The organism is Prosthecobacter sp., assembly GCF_044222565.1.
GTDB lineage: Bacteria > Verrucomicrobiota > Verrucomicrobiia > Verrucomicrobiales > Verrucomicrobiaceae > Prosthecobacter.
On record NZ_JBGANA010000044.1, the window covers coordinates 1 to 19,603 of the forward strand.

At 64.5% G+C, this 19,603-nt stretch carries 10 protein-coding genes; 6 read left to right on the forward strand and 4 right to left on the reverse strand.

Annotation, left to right across the window (positions count from 1 at the left end; translation table 11 throughout):
- Positions 1-345 precede the first annotated feature (345 nt).
- Together ACILSR_RS32175 and ACILSR_RS32180 are read left to right on the forward strand one after the other, a co-directional pair.
- Positions 346-579, forward strand: a complete 234-nt coding sequence (locus ACILSR_RS32175; RefSeq protein WP_395753932.1) for a hypothetical protein — start codon at positions 346-348, stop codon at positions 577-579.
- A complete protein-coding gene (locus ACILSR_RS32180) occupies positions 576-989 on the forward strand; it encodes a PIN domain-containing protein (protein WP_395753933.1) in 414 nt (137 codons plus the stop codon). The genes ACILSR_RS32175 and ACILSR_RS32180 overlap by 4 nt, the downstream gene beginning before the upstream one ends.
- Before the next feature lie 63 nt (positions 990-1,052).
- On the opposite strand, the gene ACILSR_RS32185 is transcribed toward ACILSR_RS32180, so the two are convergent.
- The 4 genes from ACILSR_RS32185 to ACILSR_RS32200 all read right to left on the reverse strand — a co-directional run bounded on the left by ACILSR_RS32185 (position 1,053) and on the right by ACILSR_RS32200 (position 13,582).
- Complete coding sequence (locus ACILSR_RS32185) at positions 1,053-2,573, reverse strand: cellulose synthase family protein (RefSeq protein ID WP_395753934.1); 1,521 nt, start codon at positions 2,571-2,573, stop codon at positions 1,053-1,055.
- A 438-nt stretch (positions 2,574-3,011) separates the two neighbouring features.
- Entirely contained in the window at positions 3,012-11,834 is an 8,823-nt protein-coding gene (locus ACILSR_RS32190) for a Calx-beta domain-containing protein (RefSeq protein ID WP_395753935.1), read from the reverse strand.
- 417 nt (positions 11,835-12,251) lie between these two features.
- Positions 12,252-13,046: a class I SAM-dependent methyltransferase gene (locus ACILSR_RS32195; protein ID WP_395753936.1), complete on the reverse strand. Its 795-nt coding sequence runs from the start codon at positions 13,044-13,046 to the stop codon at positions 12,252-12,254.
- A 305-nt stretch (positions 13,047-13,351) separates the two neighbouring features.
- Complete coding sequence (locus ACILSR_RS32200) at positions 13,352-13,582, reverse strand: hypothetical protein (RefSeq protein ID WP_395753937.1); 231 nt, start codon at positions 13,580-13,582, stop codon at positions 13,352-13,354.
- A 238-nt stretch (positions 13,583-13,820) separates the two neighbouring features.
- On the opposite strand from ACILSR_RS32200, the gene ACILSR_RS32205 reads away from it, so the two are divergent.
- The 4 genes from ACILSR_RS32205 (at position 13,821) to ACILSR_RS32220 (ending at position 18,923) form a co-directional block, all read left to right on the forward strand.
- Positions 13,821-14,852 carry a GDSL-type esterase/lipase family protein gene (locus ACILSR_RS32205; protein WP_395753938.1) on the forward strand — a complete coding sequence of 344 codons (1,032 nt, stop codon included), beginning with the start codon at positions 13,821-13,823 and terminating at the stop codon, positions 14,850-14,852.
- Between the two features lie 644 nt (positions 14,853-15,496).
- Positions 15,497-16,195 (forward strand): hypothetical protein, encoded by a 699-nt coding sequence (locus ACILSR_RS32210; RefSeq protein ID WP_395753939.1) that lies wholly within the window; start codon positions 15,497-15,499, stop codon positions 16,193-16,195.
- A gap of 749 nt (positions 16,196-16,944) precedes the next feature.
- A complete protein-coding gene (locus tag ACILSR_RS32215) occupies positions 16,945-17,283 on the forward strand; it encodes a PQQ-binding-like beta-propeller repeat protein (protein ID WP_395753940.1) in 339 nt (112 codons plus the stop codon).
- An 851-nt stretch (positions 17,284-18,134) separates the two neighbouring features.
- Positions 18,135-18,923 carry a hypothetical protein gene (locus tag ACILSR_RS32220; RefSeq protein ID WP_395753941.1) on the forward strand — a complete coding sequence of 263 codons (789 nt, stop codon included), beginning with the start codon at positions 18,135-18,137 and terminating at the stop codon, positions 18,921-18,923.
- The last annotated feature ends 680 nt before the right edge of the window (positions 18,924-19,603 follow it).

Consider the following 19,603-nt stretch of genomic DNA (forward strand, 5'->3'; position numbering starts at 1 on the left):
AACCTTGGACTCCGTGACAACGGCCGCGCCGGTGGGCCCGAGGAAGCGCGGCCAGTCATTGCCTGCGGCAGAGAGAAGCGTGGGTGTGGCGAGGGAGAGGAAGGTAGCGGTGGCGAAGGCGCGGGAGAGCGGGTGCATGCGGGGAGGAATAACCCGGGGTAAGGGGGAAAGTTACGTGGTAACGAGCATGAGGTGGATCTGATGCCATGATGCGCCAGGCATCCGCAATCGAAGCATAGGCAAGGTGCTGGCGGAATGGAATGACAGTGGCCCTGCTCAAAAGCCACTGAAAGGACATGCATCAACACGGTTGTTATTGTTCCAACAGTCATTAAACTCCTCAACATGACCGCGACTCTGGAAGCCGATCATCACAAGCTCTCGCTCTCTGAAGACGTTCTTGCCCAAGGACACTTCAAAGATGGAATGGAGTTTCGTGTGATTCTGAAGCCGTCAGGCGCGATGGTGCTGAGCCCCAGGCACCCACGCCAAAAATCGCTCGTCGAACATCTGCGTGGGCTGCAAGGACTTGAACTTGCCCTGAACCGTGAGGTTCTAGGCCCGCCCCTTGATCTATGATCTACCTTCTGGACACGAACGTACTGTCCGAAGGCATGAAACCGCATCCTGACTCCAAAGTGATCGAGTGGCTGGATGCGCATCAGGAAGACTCAGCCATCAGCGCGCTTACTCTTGCTGAACTGGCCCGCAGAGTGGAAGCCGTAGCCGAGGGAAAGCGAAAAAATGAACTTCTACGACTGCTGCGATTCATGCAGGAGGACTTCGCCGATGTCATTCTGCCATTCGACGATGCTGCCGCCTGGGAATGGGCACGCTATTGTAAGCGCGCCCATGAAGAAGGTCGTTCTGTGGCCGTCATGGACAGCCTGATAGCCGCAACGGCTCTTGCTTACGGTCTTACCATTATCACGCGAAACGTTGCTGACTTTCCCGGAATCGCTGTGATTGATCCGTTCGCCACATCTTGATGTGGGGGCAAGTTCCGGACCGGAGCGCAATGCGCCAAGTTGCGGCGCAACTGGCCTGCTTTCTCACACCACCGCCGGAGCCGGCTGCGGTGCTTGAAACGCGGACATTGAAAAGCGCTTCATCAGGCTGCCGGCGGCGACGTAGCCGAAGCCGAAGAAGAACAGCAGCAGGAAGGGGATGCTGCCCCACTGGCCGCGCTGGGCGGCGAGGGCGATCATCCAGCCGAAGTAGCCGGTGAGGAGGACTTCGATCCAGATGGCGATGGATTTGCCGGCCTTGTAGCGGGAGCGCTGCTTGGAGGCCTGGGCTTTGTTTTCCATGCCGTATTTGGGCGTGCGGACAAATTCGGACGACTGGTTCAGCAGAGCTTCCAGCACGGCCTTGCCGTTGTTGATGCTCATGCCGATGCCGAGGGCGAGCAGCATGGGGACATACGGCAGGGTTTTGAGCCAGCCGTATTTGCCCTGCGCACCCTGGGCGGTCATGTAAAAGATGATGACGCTGAGGGAGGCGAAGAAGAAGACGGGCACATCCACAAAGACGGCCTTGTGCCAGGAGCTGCCCATGACGAAGTTCGCGGGGTACATGAGCACCAGTGTGCAGAGGGTCAGGAGGTAGGCGAAATTGGAGGTGAGATGCGAGGTGGCCTCGATCTTGAGCCGCAGGGGGATGTCGCTGCGCCAGACGTCCATGAGGATCTTTTTGCAGACCTGGATGCTGCCCTTGGTCCAGCGGTGCTGCTGGCTCTTGAAGCCGTCCATGTCCGGCGGGAGCTCGGCGGGGACGACGACGTCCTTGAGGTAGATGAATTTCCAGCCCTTGAGCTGTGCGCGGTAGCTGAGATCCAGGTCTTCGGTGAGGGTGTCGTGCTGCCAGCCGCCGCCGGTTTCGATGGCCTTTCTGCGCCAGATGCCTGCGGTGCCGTTGAAGTTCAAAAACTCGCCGTGGCGGCTGCGGGCGGTCTGCTCCAGCACGAGGTGGCCGTCCAGGAAGAGGGCCTGAAGCTTGGTGAGGAGGGAGAAATTCTTGTTCAGGTGGCCCCAGCGTGCCTGCACCATGCCGACTTTCTCGTCGGTAAAGTGGTGGATGACCTGCTTGAGGTAGTCCGGCGCGGGCTGGAAATCGGCGTCGAAGATGCAGATGTACTCGCCCTTGGCGCTGGCCATGCCTTCGTCCAAAGCACCGGCCTTGAAGCCGTTGCGGTTGGTGCGGTGGCGGTACTCGATGTCGTAGCCCTGCACCTTCAAATCGGCGGAGAGCTTCTCGGCGTGCGCGGCGGTTTCGTCCGTGGAGTCGTCCAGCACCTGGATCTGCAGGCGGTCGCGCGGGTAGTCCAGGGCGCTGACGGTGCGGAGGAGATTTTCCACGACGTGGAGCTCATTGAAGATGGGGAGCTGCACGGTGACGACGGGCAGATCCGTGAACTCGCGCAGGGGCACGGGCACGTCTTTGCGGTGCTTCCAAAAATGGTATAACACCTTGATTCTGTGCGCGCCAAAGGCGGACAGGGCGGTGAACACAAGTATATAGCTGGTAAACCAGAAGAAATTATCCCACACAATCATATCGGGAAGGGGAGGCAAGGCACAGGGGCGCAACCAATCTCCACCAGTCACAAACAATCAAGCAGCATTTCGGGTGCCAGCCATGGCGGGTTTTTTGCCTGTCGTGTGGGTCAGGGCGCTACTTTGGGGGGGGAAGAAGGGCGGGGTTTGCTGGATCTTCACGGCCATGTGGTGAAAAAAACCTCCTGAACGCCGTGGCAAATGAGGGCTGTGGAGCGCGGGCCTCCGAGCCCGCAGCGGGTGGCAGACCCATACAGGCCTGGGTTTCGCTCCCTGCGCGTGGCAGGCACGAGCATTTTGCGCAGCGGGTGTGGCGCGCAGGTGAGAGCGGGAAAGAAAAAAGCGGAACGGCTGAGTGCGGCGGGGTGCTGCGGGCTCGGAGGCCCGCGCTCCATGGCGCTTTGACAGGCCGCACCTGTGCCCTCTTTTGACGAAAGACCCCAGGCGAGTGCCACCTCAATTCCGCACCACTTTCACGCGCATGTACCGCTGGGTGCTGCTGGTCATGGGCTGGGAGTCGCGGACGATGAGCTGGGTGCTGGTGTTTTGTTCGGTGACGAGGCCGGCGCTGCTCCAGCTGAGGGGATTGCCGATATCGCTGGTGGCTTCGACGGTGAAGGTCACGTCGGTGGCGGCGGGGTTTTTGGGAATGGTCATGCGCAGGTATTTGTCCGTGCTGACGGTGGCGGTGTCATACACCACCGGGGAGCTGTTGGTGGCGAGGGGCGCGGTGCCAAAGGCGTACTCCAGCAGATTCGCCTGGCCGTCGCGGTCGGCGTCGTAGTCCTGGGCGGCGTTGGGGTCGGCGAAGCCGGTGCCGGTCCAGTTTTGCGCCTGCCAGACTTCAAACTGCTTGGTGTAGCCGGTGAAGGCGAGGTCGCGGTAGGTCTGCGCGCTGCTGTCATCGGCCGTCAGGCGCAGCACGTAGCTGCCGGGCTGCGCGAGCGTGGCGGTGGTGTCCGGCAGGGTGGCATCGGCAAAGTTCACGGCGCCGGGGCCGCTGACCTTGGACCACAGGCTGGTGAGGGTGATGGGCGTGGGGTAGCTGTCGTCCGCGACGGTGCCGTGGACGGCCACGGGGGTGATGGGCCAGGTGGCCATGCTGGCAAAGCCCACCACGGGGCCTTTGTTGAGCGGTGCGATGGTGAGATTGCTGAAGGTGCAGGTGTTCGTGCCCACGCCGCTGGCGTTGTTGACGTAGAAGCCCACCCACACCGGTGTGGTCATGATGACGGTCTGCGGCTGGCCGATCTGGATCCACGTGCCGGGACTGCCGGAGGCATCCGGCGCGCGGTAGGCGGTGATGCTGTTGCCCTTGCGGGTAAAGCGGACCCAGTTGCCTGCGGAGATGCCGCTGGGCACGCCGCCGCCGGCACCGCCGGCCAAGGAAGTCCAGTAGTAGCCGTTGTAAGCCCCCTGCGGCATGCGCCCGAGGTGGAGCTGGGCACCGTTTTCCAGGCTCTCCGCCACGCGGATGCCGCCGCTGGCGCTGCCTGCGCCGGAGCTGAAGGAGACCAGCCGCGTGGTGACGACCATGTCCCCGTAATACTGCCAGCCATGGAAGTAGCCGGTGGTGCTGCCCACGATGGTGTAGGTGCCGCTGCTCAGGCTGCCGCTGCCGGCTGCGGCGGGGGTCACGGTGGCGTCTTCGCTGACCAAGGCGGGGCCGGTCTGCGCGGGGGTGAGCGTAAGGTGGTCAAAGATGCCAGTGGCACTGCCGGCGGTGCTGTTGTTGGTGGTGGTGAGGCCGTACTGCGCGGCGGCGTCCATGGAGATGGTGGTGGTGGTGCCCAGCTGCACCCAGGAGCCGGGCGTTCCGGCGCTGTCCGCGGCGTAGCTGGCGGTGATGCCTCCGGTGGTGGCATTGCGCTCCAGCTTGAGCCAGAGCGGAAGCGCGGGTGCAGCCACGGAGGCCGCCAGGGCGTCCGTGGTGCTGACGGTGGTGCGCGTGCGGAACTGCAGGCCGCTGCCGGGCACCAGGCCGAGCACGGCGCGGTTGCAGGCACGCAGCATGGAGTCGCGGATGCTCACACCGGAGAGCGCGGTGGTGGAGCTCAGGCTGGTCAGCCGCGCCACCACGGAGCCGTCTCCGCTGATCTGCCGCATCATCACATGCGCCTGATCGCTGCTGGTGGAATAACCCGCCCCGGTGCCGGTGACGGTGTACTGCCCGCCGTAGTCGATGCTCTGCCCGCGCCGGGCGGAGGAGGGCCCGAGGTCATGGGTGATCCAGTCTGCCGCCACCAGCGCGGAGCCCACCACCACCGTGACCTGGTCGCTCACAGTGAACTGCGTGTCCGTGGCGGTGATGCGCAGGATGTAATTTCCCGGTGCAGAAAAGGTGACTCCCGTGGTGGCCGCCGTGGGATTCTCAATCGTGGCGATGCCCGGCCCGCTGATCTGCGACCACTGCTGGGTGACCGCCGCAGGCGCGCCATCATCGGTGATGGTGGCGCTGACGATGACGCCGTTGCCATTGGCCACCAGCAGGCCCTGGGAGCCGGGGCTGTTGATGAAGAGCGTGGGCGGGCTGTCGTTGTCGGCGATGGTCACATTGCCAAAGGAAGGCGTGCCGATGTCATAGCTGCCGGTGTTCAGGGACAGCGTCACCTGCTCGTCCCCTTCAGTGTTGCCGTCATCCACCGGGATGATGGGGATGGTGTAGGAGCTCACGCCGCTGGCCAGGGAGATGGAGGTGGGCACATTGACGTTGCCGGTGGTCTTGTAGTCCGTGCCATTGGCGGCGGTGCCTGCCACCACCAGACTGACCGTGAGCGCCACATTGGTGGGCGCGGTGCGGGTGATGGTGAACTGCCCGGTGCCGCCGCTTTCAGACGCGGTGGGATCAGACGCCGTCAGCGTGACCGTGCTGCGGTCGTCATCGAGGAGATTCACCGTGGCGGTGGTGGGGGAGCCGAGGGTGTAGGAGCCGCTGGCCAGGGTGAGGATGACGGTCTCCGTGCCCTCGTTGGTGGTGTCCGCCACTGGCGTCACATTCACGGTCACGCTGGAGGCCCCGATGGGGATGGTCTGGGTGGTGGCGATGGCGGTGTAATCCGTGACGCTGGTCGCGGTGCCGCTCCGGGTCAGGTTCACCGTCAGCGCGGCGGCGGTGCTGCCGGTGCGGGTGATCGTGAACTGCCCTGGGTCCAGCCCTGCTTCAGAGGCGGTGGCGTCATTGGCCGTGATGCTGACCACCGGCAGGTCATTGTCCGTGATGGTGAGGGTGTGCTGCGTGGTGCTGCCCAGCTGCAGGCTCGCGGGATTGGCCAGGGTGATGACGATGGTCTCCGCGGCGTCCACAACGGCGTCATCCACGATGCTCAGCGGAATAGTCTTCACCGTCTCCCCGACGTCAAAGCTCAGCGTGCCATCGGCCAGCGTGTAGTCCGTGCCGCCGCCTGTGGCGGTGCCACCGGTGACGGTGTAGTCCACCGTGCTGGCCGCCGTGGCAGGCGAGGCCAGGCTGACCGCCAGCTCCACTGCGCCGGCGCTTTCCGCGACGGTGCTGGTGGCGGCGGCAAATCCCACGTACGGATTCGCAGGCGGGCTGTCGTCATCCACGATGGTGTAGCTGAAGTAGTTGGAGGTGCCGCTCACCGCCGCGCCGTTGGCATTGGAGAGCAGGAGGGTCACCTGGTTGTCCGGCTCGTCCACGGTGTCGTTTGCCACCGTGAGCACGATGTTCTTGCTGGTCTCTCCGGGGGCAAAGGTGAGCACGCCGGGCGGCAGTGTGAAGTCAATGCCCGTGCCAAAGGCGGTGGTGAAACTGTAAACACGCTGCCCCTGGCCGATGCTGGCGCTCTTGATCCAGCGCCCCACCATGGTCTTCGAGTAGCTGTCGCGCGTCTGCCGCATGAGGATGCCCGCCTGCGAGGTCGTGTCCCCACCGGTCAGGGAAGTGACGCGGGCGATGAAGGTGAAATCTCCGGTGACGTTGGTGGCGGCAAAGTGCCCTTCGTCATTCAGATTGGTGCCGCTGCCATTGAGCGTCCAGACTCCGCTGCCGTAGCTCTCGCTCCCCTGCTCGTTCACAAAGCCGATCGTGCGGCCCTGCAGCCCTCCGGCGCCGACGGGGCTGCCATTGAGCGAGACACTGTCAAAGGTGCCGGTGGCCACCTGGCCGTCCGTCGCTGCGGAGACGCCCAGCCCGACCATGATGGTGGGGCTCACGGAGATGGTCTGCGCGGTGCCGCCGCTGGAGATCGCCCAGGTGACGCCGTCCTTGGAATTCGAAACGGTGAAGACATCCCCCACGCGCGTCATGCGGTACCACTGCGGCAGCACCGGGGTGCTGTAAGTGCTGGGCGAATTGGAGACGGCGTTCAGGGTGGTGCGGTTCAGCGTGTAGAAGAGGCTGGTGCTGGCCGGGGTGGCCAGGCTGGCGGCATAGACGGACCCGGCGGCCGTGGTGGAGCGCAGCATCACCCCGATGCGTGCGCTGCTGCTGGTGGTGCCCATGGAGACCACGCGGGCCGTGACGGTGCAGTCCGTCGCATTGGTGATGGTGGAATTCACGTAGCAGAAGTTGTCCGAAGTCGAACTGGAGGATATTCCGACGCCGGGCGTGCTGAAGGTGTACACGCCGCTGCTCAACGTATGCGTGGCCCCGGTGGCGGTGCCCACGATGGACCGCGTCTCCGTACCGACGGTCGCCCCGGCGGTGAGGCCGGTGATGGAGTAGTTGTCGATCACCGCCGAGGTGGCCGTGGTGCTGCCCGCAGCGGCGACGATGCCCGCGAGATAGCTGGTGTTCCCCAGCCCGGTGACGGTGAAGCTGCTGCCGCGCTGCGTCCAGATCGTGCCGTCATTGGACTCGAAATGCGTGATGGTGCTGCCGCTCTTCACCAAACGCACCCAGTAGGGCAGCCCGCGCACGCTGCTGGTGCTGCTGGTGTTCTGGCTGGTGCCGTTCACGGCGTACTCCACGGTCACCGGTGTGGACTGCGCCGGCGTGAGGGTCACGGGGATGTTCACCGAGGTCACGCTCTCCAGTCCGGAGGAGCCGGGGGTCGAAAAGGCCACCGTGGCCGTGGCGGTGTCATTGTCCGCGATGTACATCACCGTGCCGGGGCTGCTGCGGGAGTAGGAGCCGGGGGCCAGGTCAATGGTGATGGTCTCGGTGCCTTCAAAGATCGTGTCATTGATGATGGACACCGGCAGGTCCACTCCCAGCGCCCCCGCCGGGATGACGATGCTGCCGGGCAGCGCGGTGTAGTCGCTGCCGCTGGTGGCGGTGCCGCCGATGGTGTAGTTCACCGTCAGCGCGGCGGTGGTGCTGCCGCTGCGGGACACGTAAAACTTCACCGGCGTGGTGGAGGCCCCCTCGGTGAAGCTGCTGCTGCCGGAGGTGCCCACCTGCGTGTCCACAAAGACCGCGTTGGTGTAGTCGTTGTCCTTGATCCACATGGTGGCGGCATTGGTCATGCCGTAGGTCTGGTAGGTCGGGGTGGGGCCCACGGTGAGCGTGAGTGTGAGCGTCTCGAAGTCCTCCTGCTCCACATCATTCGTGGCGGTGATGGTCACATCCTTGGTCACAGTCGCGCCGTTGTTCAGCGTAATCGAGGTGCCGGTGAGCGTGTTCCCCGTGCCGCTGACGCTGAAGTCTCCGGCGGAGGCGGTGCCGCTGAGGTCATAGGTCACCGCCAGCGTTCCCGTGCCCGTGCCGCCGCGCGCGGTGATGCGGAAGATCGCGGTGCTGCCGCCTTCCGTGGCGCTGCCCATGTTCACCACATCCAAATAGGGCAGGTCAGGCGAGTTGTCGGTGATCGTGATGGTCGCCGTGCCAGTGTCTCCCAGGATGTAGTTGGTCGCGTTGGCCCCGAGGTAGAGCACCACCTGCTCCGGCCCCTCTCCCAGCGTGTCAAACCGTGGCACGATGGTGATGCTGGCCTGCGTCTTCCCGGCGGGAATGACCACGCTGCCAGGCATGGCCTCGTAGTCCACGCCATGCAGCGCCATCACCCCGGCATTGTACGTGCCCGCAAAGGCATAGTACACGGTCAGCGCCGCGCTGGTGTCTCCGCTGCGCGTCACCACAAAGGTGCCGGTGTCCGCCTTGGCTCCTGCCACGGTCAGGTCCACCTCTGAGGCGGTGGCGTCCGTGGCCGCCACGGTCACCGTCTGCGTGTCGTCATCATACACGCTTGCACTGGCGCTGGCAGCGGTGGGATCCACCAGGTAGGCCGCATTGGCCGTCAGCGTCACGCTCACCGTCTTCAACGGCTCGGACACGCTGTCATTGATCGGCGCGATGTTCACCGTGGCGGTGGTGGAACCTCCCGGAATGGTCACGGTGCCTGGCAGCGTCGTGTAGTCCGTGCCGTTCACCGCCGTGCCGCCCACTGTGTAGGCCACGATCAAATCTCCTGTCGTGGGGCCGGTGCGCGAGAGCGTGAGCACCGCCGGCGTGCCGATGCCCTCCAGCGCGGCATTGGCCGTGGCGGTGATGGAAACCTTCGGCAGCGCCGTGTCGTCATCGGCGATGGTCACCGTGGCTGTGGAAGGCAGGCTGACGAGGTAGCCATTGCCAGACCCCAGCTGCAGCGTGGCCGTTTCGGGCCCCTCCGCCAGCGCATCGATCACCGGCGTGAGGGTGATGTCCCGCGTCTCCGATCCGGCGGGAATGGTGAAAGTGCTGAAGCCGTTGGAGCCGGCGACGTAGTCCGGGGAGAGCGTGTAGTCCGTGGTCTTCGTGGCGCTGCCCAGCGCGGTGTTCACATTGACCACCAGGTCCTGGCTGGTGTCCCCCGTACGCGTCAGGCGGAAGGTGCCCGCCGTGACCGGTGAAAGCTCATTGGCCGTGGCATTGGGCGCGGAGATGGTCACCACGGACTGCGCCGTGGCCTCAAAGTCCGCACCCGTGAAGCTGGGGGAGACGGTGATGCTGTTGTTAAACAGCTCGCCAAAGCTGTAGCCATACAGCAGCGGCGTCAGGGTGTAGGTGTTCGCCGTGAGGTTCGGGATGGTGTAGTAGCCGTCGTCATCGGTGATCACACCATTGCCTCCGTTCGCGGTGATGACGACGTCCGAAAGCCCCTGGCCCAGCAGCGTGACGCGGCCGCTGATGGTGTAGGTGCTGGAGCTGCCCACGGTGATGAGCTGGTTGCGCGTGCAGGTGCCGCCCTTCATGTCGCTGACCGTGCAGGTGACGATGTAGCTGCCCGCCGAGGTGAACTGGCGCGTGATCACAGACGAGTTCGGAGAGACGATCTTGAAGGAGGTGCTGCCAAAGTGCTGCCACCCGTAGGCCAGCGTGTCGCCGTCCGCATCGCTCGCGGTGGCGGTGAAGGTCACGGTGCCGTTCAGCGGCACCACACTGGCGGAGGCCGCCAGCGTCAGCGTGGGCTCGTGGTTGCCAGGAAAGCTGCCCATGTTCACCTGCACGTCCATGTAGCGCGGGCTGTCATTGGTGGCCACCGTGGTGATGTGGATGCCGCTCTCCGTGTCCGAAAAAGTGCTGCCCAGGGAGATGGCCGCGTCTTCCTTGGCAAAGGGCGAGCCGTTGGTGGTGTCGATGAGCTGCACATTGCTGCCGCCGCCGTTCGGGAAACGCCAGCCCAGGACCAAGCCGCTCTTCATCCACGGCGTGGTGTCAAACAGCGAGCGCACCTCCCCCCAGTAAACGCGCTGCGAGTCCTTGACGATGTTCAGCGCGTAGCGCCGCTTCGGGTCCAGCACGCCCTGGTCAAAGGCATGGATGCGGTAGGTGCCGCTCTGCGTCACCGGCTGCAGGAAGTTGCCGGGAAGCCAGCGGATCTGGTTCTTTCCCTGCGCGTTGTACTGCCCGGCGGGGTAGCTGCCGCTGTTGCCCATGATGTCGTAGCTGTCCCCGTACTCCTGGTTCACCCCGTTGCCGATGCTGCTGGTGCCGGCGGTGTCCCAGAAGTTCGCATGCGCAAGGCCGAAGCAGTGGCCGATCTCATGCGCCCACAGGCCCACGGTGTCTCCGCGCACCCACACGGTGCTGCCGCCGCCCAGGCCGCCGTAGCTCTGCGGGCCGCCGTTGTGCCGCAGCACGGTGCAGTCGTAGTCATTCCAGTCAAAGCCCAGCTTCCGCGCCTCGTCCCGCGCCTCCTGCATTTCCACGCTGGTGCCGCTGATGTCCCCGCCGTTGCTGGTGTCCCGGTTCACATACCAGGACTCATTGTGCTTCAGCTTCACCGGCGGCGTGACCACCCCCGCCAGCGAAAGGCGGCCGTAGGAGGACTTGGAGTAATGGTCCGCCACATCCCGCAGGGTGGCGTACAGCGCCGCCTCGGTGGAAGGCACGCCATTCTGGTCCGCATACGTCATGGGGATCACGATCACCTTCACATTTCCCAGCGCCGGCGTGGGCGCTGCGGGCAGGATGCCGGTGAAGCCAAAGGCCCCTCCCGTGACGCCTTCTCCCATGATCATCAGCTGGTTCTTCACATCGATGTGCATGGCGCTGCAGAAGTACACCGTCTCCGTGGCCGTCTCCACCGCAGGCGTGTCCGCCGTGATCACGTCCGTGACGGCGTCCGCGTTTTCAAACACCTGCTTGCCCGAAATCGGGCAGTCCACCACGGCAGGCTTGTCCGCAGGCGGCACCTCCCCCACCTCCAGCGTGCGGGAGGGCTGCTCATTCACCGCAAAGTCCGCGTCCACCGCCACGCCATTGAGCGAGGCGCCGGCCGTCCAGGTCACGATGGACTCGCGCCGCCCATACACATAGGCGCGGTAGGTCGGGCCGTTCTGCAGCTCCACCTCTCGAAACGTCAGCGATCCCGAAGGCAGCGGCTCGCCTTCCAGAGGCGTGCCCTGCAGCACCCGCAGCACGCCGATGCCGTTCACCCGCTTCTCCAGCAGATCCAGCACCTCGAAGGGCATTTGCTGCCGCGTTACCATGGGGACCGCGCGCGCGAGGGCCAGCCTGGGATCGTCCTTGATGAGCTGCTTGAACACCGGGCGTCTCGCCTGCGCCAGCTCCACCCCCTCCTTCACCATCTTTACCCGCGCCGCCTTGTCCGCCTTCAGGTATGCCACACTCCAGTCCGCAAATCCCTGGACGGGATCCGCCACCACAGCCGCCGCCGTCACTGGGGCAGCGGCAGCGTCCGCCTGCTGCACCGTGCCTGCCACCACCGCCTGCTCCACCACCAGCGGAGGGGTGCGCTGCTGCGTCCCTTTGCCCTGGCTCGCCACTGTTTTCCTGAGCGGCTTTCCTCCCGGGTCAGCGGCCCGGAAAAAGTACAGCGAAAGGCTGACGACGGCGCAAATAGCGACGGCAATACCGAAGGTTGGTTTGAAACGCATGAATCTGGTTGGAAGGAACGTGCCATTCCAAACGAGACCGGTTCTGTTTTATTAGAACCCACTTCGATATTTCGGAATGGCATGTCAGGAATAATGCTACCGAAAAGCGCCCCCCGGGGTCAATGCAGAAATGGACAGACTGAAAGTCTGTCCGCCAGCTCCAGCCCGGCGCCTGGGGGAGGGTGACTGAGGCCCGGCCCTCTTACAGTCTGGCCTCACGCACTAGCACCGCCGCCTGCCCAACTGCGCGAACGCACTTCGTGGGGGCAGCCGAGGTTTTCATAGTACTATTCAAATCTGTAATGCCACACGCTTCAACATTCGCTCTGCCCTCAGCTTCTCTTCAGACCCCACTTCATTTTTTGCGTCTTTTTGCGCCTCTTTGCGGCTCTTTGCGGCTAACAATCATCACCTCCCCTACCTCTTCCGCAGCACCAGCAGCACATCTGCATACGCATCGTCAAACTTCCGTGGCTCGTTCAGGTCATAGGTGAAGTCATAGCACTCCAGGTACTCCAGCTCCGGCACCTTGCGCAGCAGCGCCTTGAGCTGGGCGGCGTTGTAGGTGCGGAACTGCCAGCGCGTCTCCTGCGTGTGCGTGCGGCCGGCATCGGTGATCTTCAAACGCGTGCGCAGATTTTCCAGGCGCGACTTCGGATCCGCCGCCCAGGTATGCGTGTTGCACACCACGGCGATCTCCCCGCGCCGCGCCACCCAGCGCTCGTGCTCGTCCTCCTCGCGCTCGTAGTCCGTCAGGTGCAGGCCCAGCAGGAAGACACCGCCCGGGCGCAGCGCCGCCGCCACACGCCGCAGGCACTCGGCGGCATCCTTTTCCTTGAGCAGGTACTTGAAGGTGCTGACGAGGCAGTGCGCCAGATCAAAGCCGCCCTTCACGCCCTTCGGCAGCGTGAAGCTCTGCATCCAGTCCTCCCACAGGCGTGCCTTCAGCCCCGCCGCCGCCAGCCGCTCCTGTGCAAAGGCGATCATGTGCGCATTCCCGTCAAAACCGCTCACCTCCCAGCCGCGCCGCGCCATCTCCAGCGCCAGCCGCCCGCTGCCACACGCAGGCTCCAGCAGCCGATGCCCCTTCGCCGGCGTGGCATACTTTGCAAACGCCCCCTCCAAAAAATCCGCCTCCCGCACCGTGCCATCATCAAAGACGATGTCATAGTAAAGGGGCGTGTCATACCAGTCGCGCAGTGTGGTGGCCATGCGCGCATGATGGAGCAAACCAGGCGCTGTGCGAGAATGGAATGAGGAATGTCATGCGCACAGCCGCACCCGCAGGGGGGGCTGCTCCTTCATCAGCTCTTCCTCTTCCTCCTCCTCTTCCTCTTCCTCTTCCTCTTCCTCTTCCTCTTCCTCCCTGTTCCGAGGACTTCGAGTGGCCGAAACGTAAACGCGACGCCCCCTGCCTCCCCAAACCAAGGGAGGAGGAGTAAGAGGAGGAGTAGGAGGAAGATTCCGCCTTCACCTCACCTGCTCACACAACGCTCTGCCGCCCTCGAGCAGCACTTTCATGCGTCCAAAGCTGCGATGAAGGGGGCCGTTCCCTGCGCCGGCCGCTCAAAGGCGGCATCCTCGATGCGAACTTCCTCAAAAAAACCCTGCGGCCACGCTTCCAGCCCGGACTCCTCCTCAAACATCACGATCACCCTGCATTCGCGTGACGTTCCCCCTGGAACGGGCCGGCCCAGAGTCAGGTGCCGGGCATCCTCCAGTACTGCGGTGGATTCAAAAACGCTCATGCCCCAAAGATGGCGGCTCCCCGCCAACCTTTCAACCCGCTTGATTCAGCCTGCGCCTTCCAACCACCGCAAACCACCGCAAACGACCGCAAACGACCGCAAACCAGCGCAAACCACCGCAAACCACCGCAAACCACCGCAAACCAGCGCAAACGACCGCAAACGACCGCAAACCAGCGCAAACGACCTCAAACTCCCCCTAGACACCTCCCGCGCTCTCCGCTCCAATACGCCCCGCATGAATCTTCCCTCCCTGGCCGGACTCATCGCGCTCGCAGGCGCGACCCTCGCATTCTTTCCCGCAACCACGCACGCACAGCAGGCCCCCGCGCAGCCCGCCGCTGCCGCTGCCGACGCACCCGCTGCCGCTGGCAATGCCACCGACGCCCCCGCGCAGCCGGCCACCTTCCAGTTCAAAGACGGCGACCGCCTCGTCCTGCTCGGCAACACCGTCCTGGAGCGCGAGCACGATTACGGCTCCTTCGAGCCCCGGCTCGATCTCGCGCTCGGCGAAACCAAAGTCACCGTGCGCAATCTCGCCTGGAGCGGCGACACCGTCTTTGGCCATGCGCGCTCCTATTTCGGCCCGCCCGAGGAAGGCCTGCAGCGCCTCTCCACCCACCTGGAAATGCTCAAGCCCAGCGTCGTGCTCCTCTGCTACGGCAGCGAGCTCGCCTTCGAGCGCCTCGGCGCGCTGCCCGACTTCCTCACCGGCTACCGCAGCCTCATCGAGCTCATCCGCGCCAAGTCCCCCGGCGTGCGCATCATCATCGCCACCCCGCCCCCGCTCGAGACCCTGCCGCCCCCGCTGCCCGACCTCACCGCCGAAAACAAAAACCTCTCCTCCCTGCGCGATGCCTTGAGGAAATTCGCCCTCGCCCAGAACGCGTATTTCATCGACTGGTTCGAGCTCATGGGCGGCCTGCCCAAGCCCGGCGTCATCCGCCAGCCCCTCACGGAAAACGGCGTGCACTACACCCGCGCCGGATACGAAAAGCTCAGCGCCAGGCTCATCGAAGGCCTCGGCCTCAAGCTCCCCGAAGCCCCCACCCCCGCGCTGGAAAACCTGCGCCGCGCCGTCATCGCCAAAGACACCCTCTTCTTCAACCGCTGGCGTCCGCACAACGAGACCTACCTCTTCGGCTTCCGCAAACACGAGCAGGGTCAAAACGCCAAAGAAATCCCCATGTTCGACCCCCTCATCGCCCAGGGCGACGAAGCCATCCAGAAGCTCAAGGAAGAAGCCCTGCAGCAGGCGCGCAGGCCGTGAGGAAAAAGTACTCGCGAGCTTTAGCTCGCTCTGGAAAACGCGCCGCCACGCCCCAGCCCTGCTAGCCGCCAATCGTCCTCGTCCTCGATCCTAGCGCGCCGCTGGGGCCAAACCGTTTGCAATCGTTTGCAATCGTTTGCAATCGTTGGCGATGGTTTGCGATGGCTGAAGCGCCGCGGCACGCGCGCAGGCCGTGAGGAAAAGTAGTCCAGAGCTTTAGCTCGCTCCGGCGGTCTGCCACCTCCAAGACCCGCCAAAAAGCCCCTGCCAACAAAGCGCCCCGCCGAAGCCAAATCGTCCTCGTCCTCCTGCGATTCCACCACACCCACCGCAGGTAGGGCGGCTTGTCCCAAGCCGCCGCGGTCCAGCGCGGTGAGAGCACTCAGGAAGGACACCCCCACTCCGCTGCTGCCATTCACCACTCGACCCCGCCATTTCCCCACGCCGGAGGGCTGGGGACAGCCCTCCCTACCTTCTCACGCTGGACGTGCGAATACCCACCGCAGGTAGGGCGGCTTGTCCCAAGCCGCCGCGGTCCAGCGCGGTGAGAGCACTCAGGTAGGACACCCCCACTCCGCTGCATCAACGCCCCCCCACTTCCGCATTTACATTTTCCCCGGCTCCCGTCACGATGATCCACGCCGATGAAATGCCTCACCTTCATCCTCATTTCCGCCGCCCTTCTGGCGGCAGGGATCTGGGGCTACGTGGCCTTCATGGATCGCGGGACTCAGCCCGTCGTCATCACCCTGAAGCTTGGGTATTCCAGCCCGCTCTCGCGGCAGCACTTTGAGCAGCTGGTGCTCTACGCCACCCGAAACCCGGACTCCGAGCAGCGCGTTTTCATGGATCCGCCGCCATCCCTCAGCGAGCCAGAACGCAAGGTGTGGAGGCTCGATCCCGCCACCTTCGCCGGCTTCAAACTCCAGGTGCGCGATGAACTCGGAATCCTCATGCCGTGGAAGCGCGAGGTGCTGCACACGGACTTCGATACCCTCCTCCGGCAGGGCCGCAAGGCGGACATCACCGTGGGAGGCAACACCGCCCGCGTCTCCTTTCGCATCGGCGACCACAAGCTCGGGGAGCCGGACTACTGGCGCCACACGCTCATCGGTGGCGATGCCTTCCTGCTTGAACCGGACGCACAGGGCACCCAGGGGCGTCTGGTGATGCGCACGCTCCTCAAAAAAGACTGCACCTGCCAGTTTGCCCTGATCTCCCCCGGCGACTACCGCGTGGAGCTCCAGAACTCCGCCGGCGCCGTCATGCTCGCCGGCCCGTTGCACATCCCGGGCGACTCCCAGCTGATCCAGAACCTCGAAGCCCAGGTGGAGCGGCCCTAGCGCCAGCAAAGCAGCCCTGTTCCTGCGGAACAAGGAGCCGCCCCGCAAACACCCGCTGCTTGGGATCACCGCGCCCTGCAGCAGGCGCGCAGGCCGTGAGGAAAAGTACTCGCGAGCTTTAGCTCGCTCTGGCGGTCTGCCACCTCCAAGACCCGCCAAAAAGCCCCTGCAAACAAAGCGCGCCGCCGAAGCCAAATCGTCCTCATCCTCCTACGATTCCACGACACTCACCGCAGGTAGGGCGGCTTGTCCCAAGCCGCCGCGGTCTGCCGCGGTGCAAACACCCAGGTAGGACACCCAACACCGCTCCTGCCATTCACCACTCGCCCCCGCCTCTCCCCCACGCCGGAGGGCTGGGGACAGCCCTCCCTACCTCCTCGCGCTGGGCGGGCGAATATCCACCGCAGGTAGGGCGGCTTGTCCCAAGCCGCCGCGGTCCAGCGCGGTGAGAGCACTCAGGTAGGACACCCCCGCTCCGCTCCTGCCATTCACCACTCGCCCCCTCCACCTCGCCGCCGACTCCGAAAACATCTGGTACATCACCGTCCCGCTCGAGCGCCCCTAGCAAGCACTGCACAAGCCCCACCGCACCGCATGCCATTAAATGCCATGCCATGCCATGCCATTCAACCCCACCACAACCGCCAACTGGAAACCAAGAACCGCCCACCGTCCACCGCCCCCTCCCCATTCCAAACCCCGCCCCATCTTCCACTCGCAACTCCCCGCCAGCGGCTACCCTTTCCTGCATGAACCTCAACGACCTCGTCTTCACCGGCTTCAACAAACGCGTCGCCGCGCTGCATCGGGACACCGGCGCCGTCGTCTGGCAGTGGACCGCCCCCTCCGGCAACACCTACACCTCCCTCCTGCTCGATGGCGACCGCCTCATCGTCAGCGTGCACGGTTACATGTACGCGCTGGACGCCGCCACCGGCCGGCAGCTCTGGTCCAATGCCATGAGCGGCTTCGGCTTTGGCGTGGCCAGCCTCACCTCCGCCCGTGCAGGCGCCATCGCCGCCACCACCAGCACCACCCACCTCACCAACGCCGCCTACCACGCCACCAACAGCCGCAGCAGCACCTGAGCGCCACTGCGCAGCAGCGCAAAGCAGCCTTGTTCCTGCGGAACAGGGAAGCGCCCCGCAAACACCCGCCCCGCCGCGTGCCGCCTCTTACCGCTCCTCGCACTGCCTCACACCGCCATCTGCAACCCGCATCCCCCGCTTGCCACCCTCACACCCTCTGACTACCCTTTCCCCATGGGGATCAAACAGTCAGGCGAATGGACCTTTGTGCCCGACCCAGGCCATGAGGAGCGCGTGCAGGCACGCTTTGAGCGCACCGCTCCGGTAGCCGCCGGACGCACCGAGCAGGAGTTCGCCGCCCTCACCTGTCCAGAATGCCAGGGTCCCCTCCGGCTGAGCGTTCACCCCCCTCCTCCTCGTATTCCATCTCTCCTGTCCTGCCACCACCCTTCATCTGAGCTTTCACGGAGAGTTCATCCACAAGAGAGACTGGCATAAGAAGCATGTAACCTTCACCTGGCTCGACGACGAACCGTTCAGCACCTGAAGCCTCCCTCCATTTCAAACTCAAACTCAAACTCAAACTCAAACTCAAACTCAAACTCAAACTCAAACGCGAATGCCCAGGAATGACCGCGAAGAACCGTGAATCAAAATCCCACCCGGCACCATTCATGAAAATTCGCGGACTTTCGTGCCCATTCGCGCAGGAAGCCCCTGCCGCTTCTTGAAAAGCATTTCACGAGTTCCACGCCCCTGACCTTTTGCGTCTTTTTGCGCCTCATTGCGGCTGGCACTCACCCACCATCCTTCGTCGCCCAGGCCGCAAAGAACACTCCGTCAACAATCGTCAACCACCGTCAACGGCCGCTTGCGGCCCTTCAGCCACCGCCTTCTCTTTCTCTCCCGCCATGGACGTCTTCACCCCAGCCAAGCGCAGCGAGGTGATGAGCCGCATCCGCTCCACCGGCAACGCCGCCACGGAGCTGCGACTGCGCGCCCTGCTGCGGGCCGAGAAGATCACCGGCTGGCGCAGGCACGTGCCCCTCGCCCTTCCCCCAGTCCCCAGCGCGTCCCCGCAGGCTCGCAGCCGCGCCAGCGCCAGCACCAAAGCCAGCGCAAGATCCCGTGACGGCGCTCGCACTCCATCCAAGACCAAGACCAACACCAAGACCAAGAGCACGGCCAAAGACGCAGTCAAAGTCAGCGGCAAAAACAAAGCCAGCGCCCAGGCGAAAGCGAAAGCGAAAGCCAGTGGCACCGGCACAGTCGCAGAGGCAGGCACCAGCACGATCACAGGCACAGGCAAAAGCCCAGGCAAAGCCAATGCCAAATCCAAAGCCAAATCCAACGCCAAAGCCCAGCCCACGCTCCGCGGCAGCCCTGGGGCCCGCGCCGCACAGGGCGCACGGGGCCTGCGCAAGCCCCGCGTCCGCCCCGACTTCGTCTTTCGCGCCGAGCGCCTCGTCATCTTTGTCGATGGCTGCTTCTGGCACGGCTGCCCCACCCACGGCACCCGCCCCCGGCAGAACCGGAAATTCTGGGACGAAAAGATCGCCCGCAACCGCCAGCGCGACCGCCTCGTCACCCGCCAGCTCCGCCGCCAAGGCTGGACCGTCCTCCGCCTCTGGGAATGCGCATTGGGGAAGAAACGGCTGCCCCACACGCTGGCGCGGGTGCACCGCGCTCTGGGAAAGTAGTCCAGAGCTTTAGCTCGTTCTGGAAACGCCCCGTCCACCTCCTCAAAACCCCGGCAACTCACGCCCTCCTCCAGTTGCCGTCATTTCCCCCCTTTTCAAACCCCTCCGCCCTCCGCCTTCGAACGCCCCAAGGACGGCGCACCTTTTGGATCGCCCTTGCCGAAACAGACCCATGACCACGGTCCCGGCGCAGCGGTTCCCTACCATCCCAGACGTGCCGCAGCACGGGTAGGGACGCGCTGCGTCCGCGTCCGTAGAATCCTTCCTCCCAGCGCAGTCTGCCACCCATCGCACTCCCCCTTTTCCAACCCCTGACGCCTCCCAGCCCACTCACCGCGAGCCCACCTCCTTCCTCCTCAGTTTCCCCGCCTCCACGTTCCCTCCACGCCGCCGCCACGGGGGAAAACGGCCCCGTCCACCTCCTCAAAACCCCGGCAACTCGCGCCCCCCTCAAGTTGCCGTCATTTCCCCCCGCCATCCTCCCCATCCGCTTCCTCCTCCTGCGCCTCACTGCCGCTGCTTGCGCTTGGTTTCCTCTTCCTGCGCAGCCTACAGAGCACCTCGTCAGCTCCTTGGTTGCCGGTTGCCCACCCTATATTCTGGCTGTGGCAACCGGCAACCAAAGGCCACGGGAGTCGGGCGAAGGGGGGGCTGCGAAGGGTTCAAATCTTGGCCTCACT

Bases quoted from the DNA above. Each gene is read 5' to 3' on its own strand.
- ACILSR_RS32210 (WP_395753939.1), top strand. From the start codon at position 15,497: ATGAAATGCCTCACCTTCATCCTCATTTCCGCCGCCCTTCTGGCGGCA.
- ACILSR_RS32195 (WP_395753936.1), bottom strand. From the start codon at position 13,046: ATGGCCACCACACTGCGCGACTGGTATGACACGCCCCTTTACTATGAC.
- ACILSR_RS32215 (WP_395753940.1), top strand. From the start codon at position 16,945: ATGAACCTCAACGACCTCGTCTTCACCGGCTTCAACAAACGCGTCGCC.
- ACILSR_RS32205 (WP_395753938.1), top strand. From the start codon at position 13,821: ATGAATCTTCCCTCCCTGGCCGGACTCATCGCGCTCGCAGGCGCGACC.
- ACILSR_RS32175 (WP_395753932.1), top strand. From the start codon at position 346: ATGACCGCGACTCTGGAAGCCGATCATCACAAGCTCTCGCTCTCTGAA.
- ACILSR_RS32180 (WP_395753933.1), top strand. From the start codon at position 576: ATGATCTACCTTCTGGACACGAACGTACTGTCCGAAGGCATGAAACCG.
- ACILSR_RS32190 (WP_395753935.1), bottom strand. From the start codon at position 11,834: ATGCGTTTCAAACCAACCTTCGGTATTGCCGTCGCTATTTGCGCCGTC.
- ACILSR_RS32200 (WP_395753937.1), bottom strand. From the start codon at position 13,582: ATGAGCGTTTTTGAATCCACCGCAGTACTGGAGGATGCCCGGCACCTG.
- ACILSR_RS32220 (WP_395753941.1), top strand. From the start codon at position 18,135: ATGGACGTCTTCACCCCAGCCAAGCGCAGCGAGGTGATGAGCCGCATC.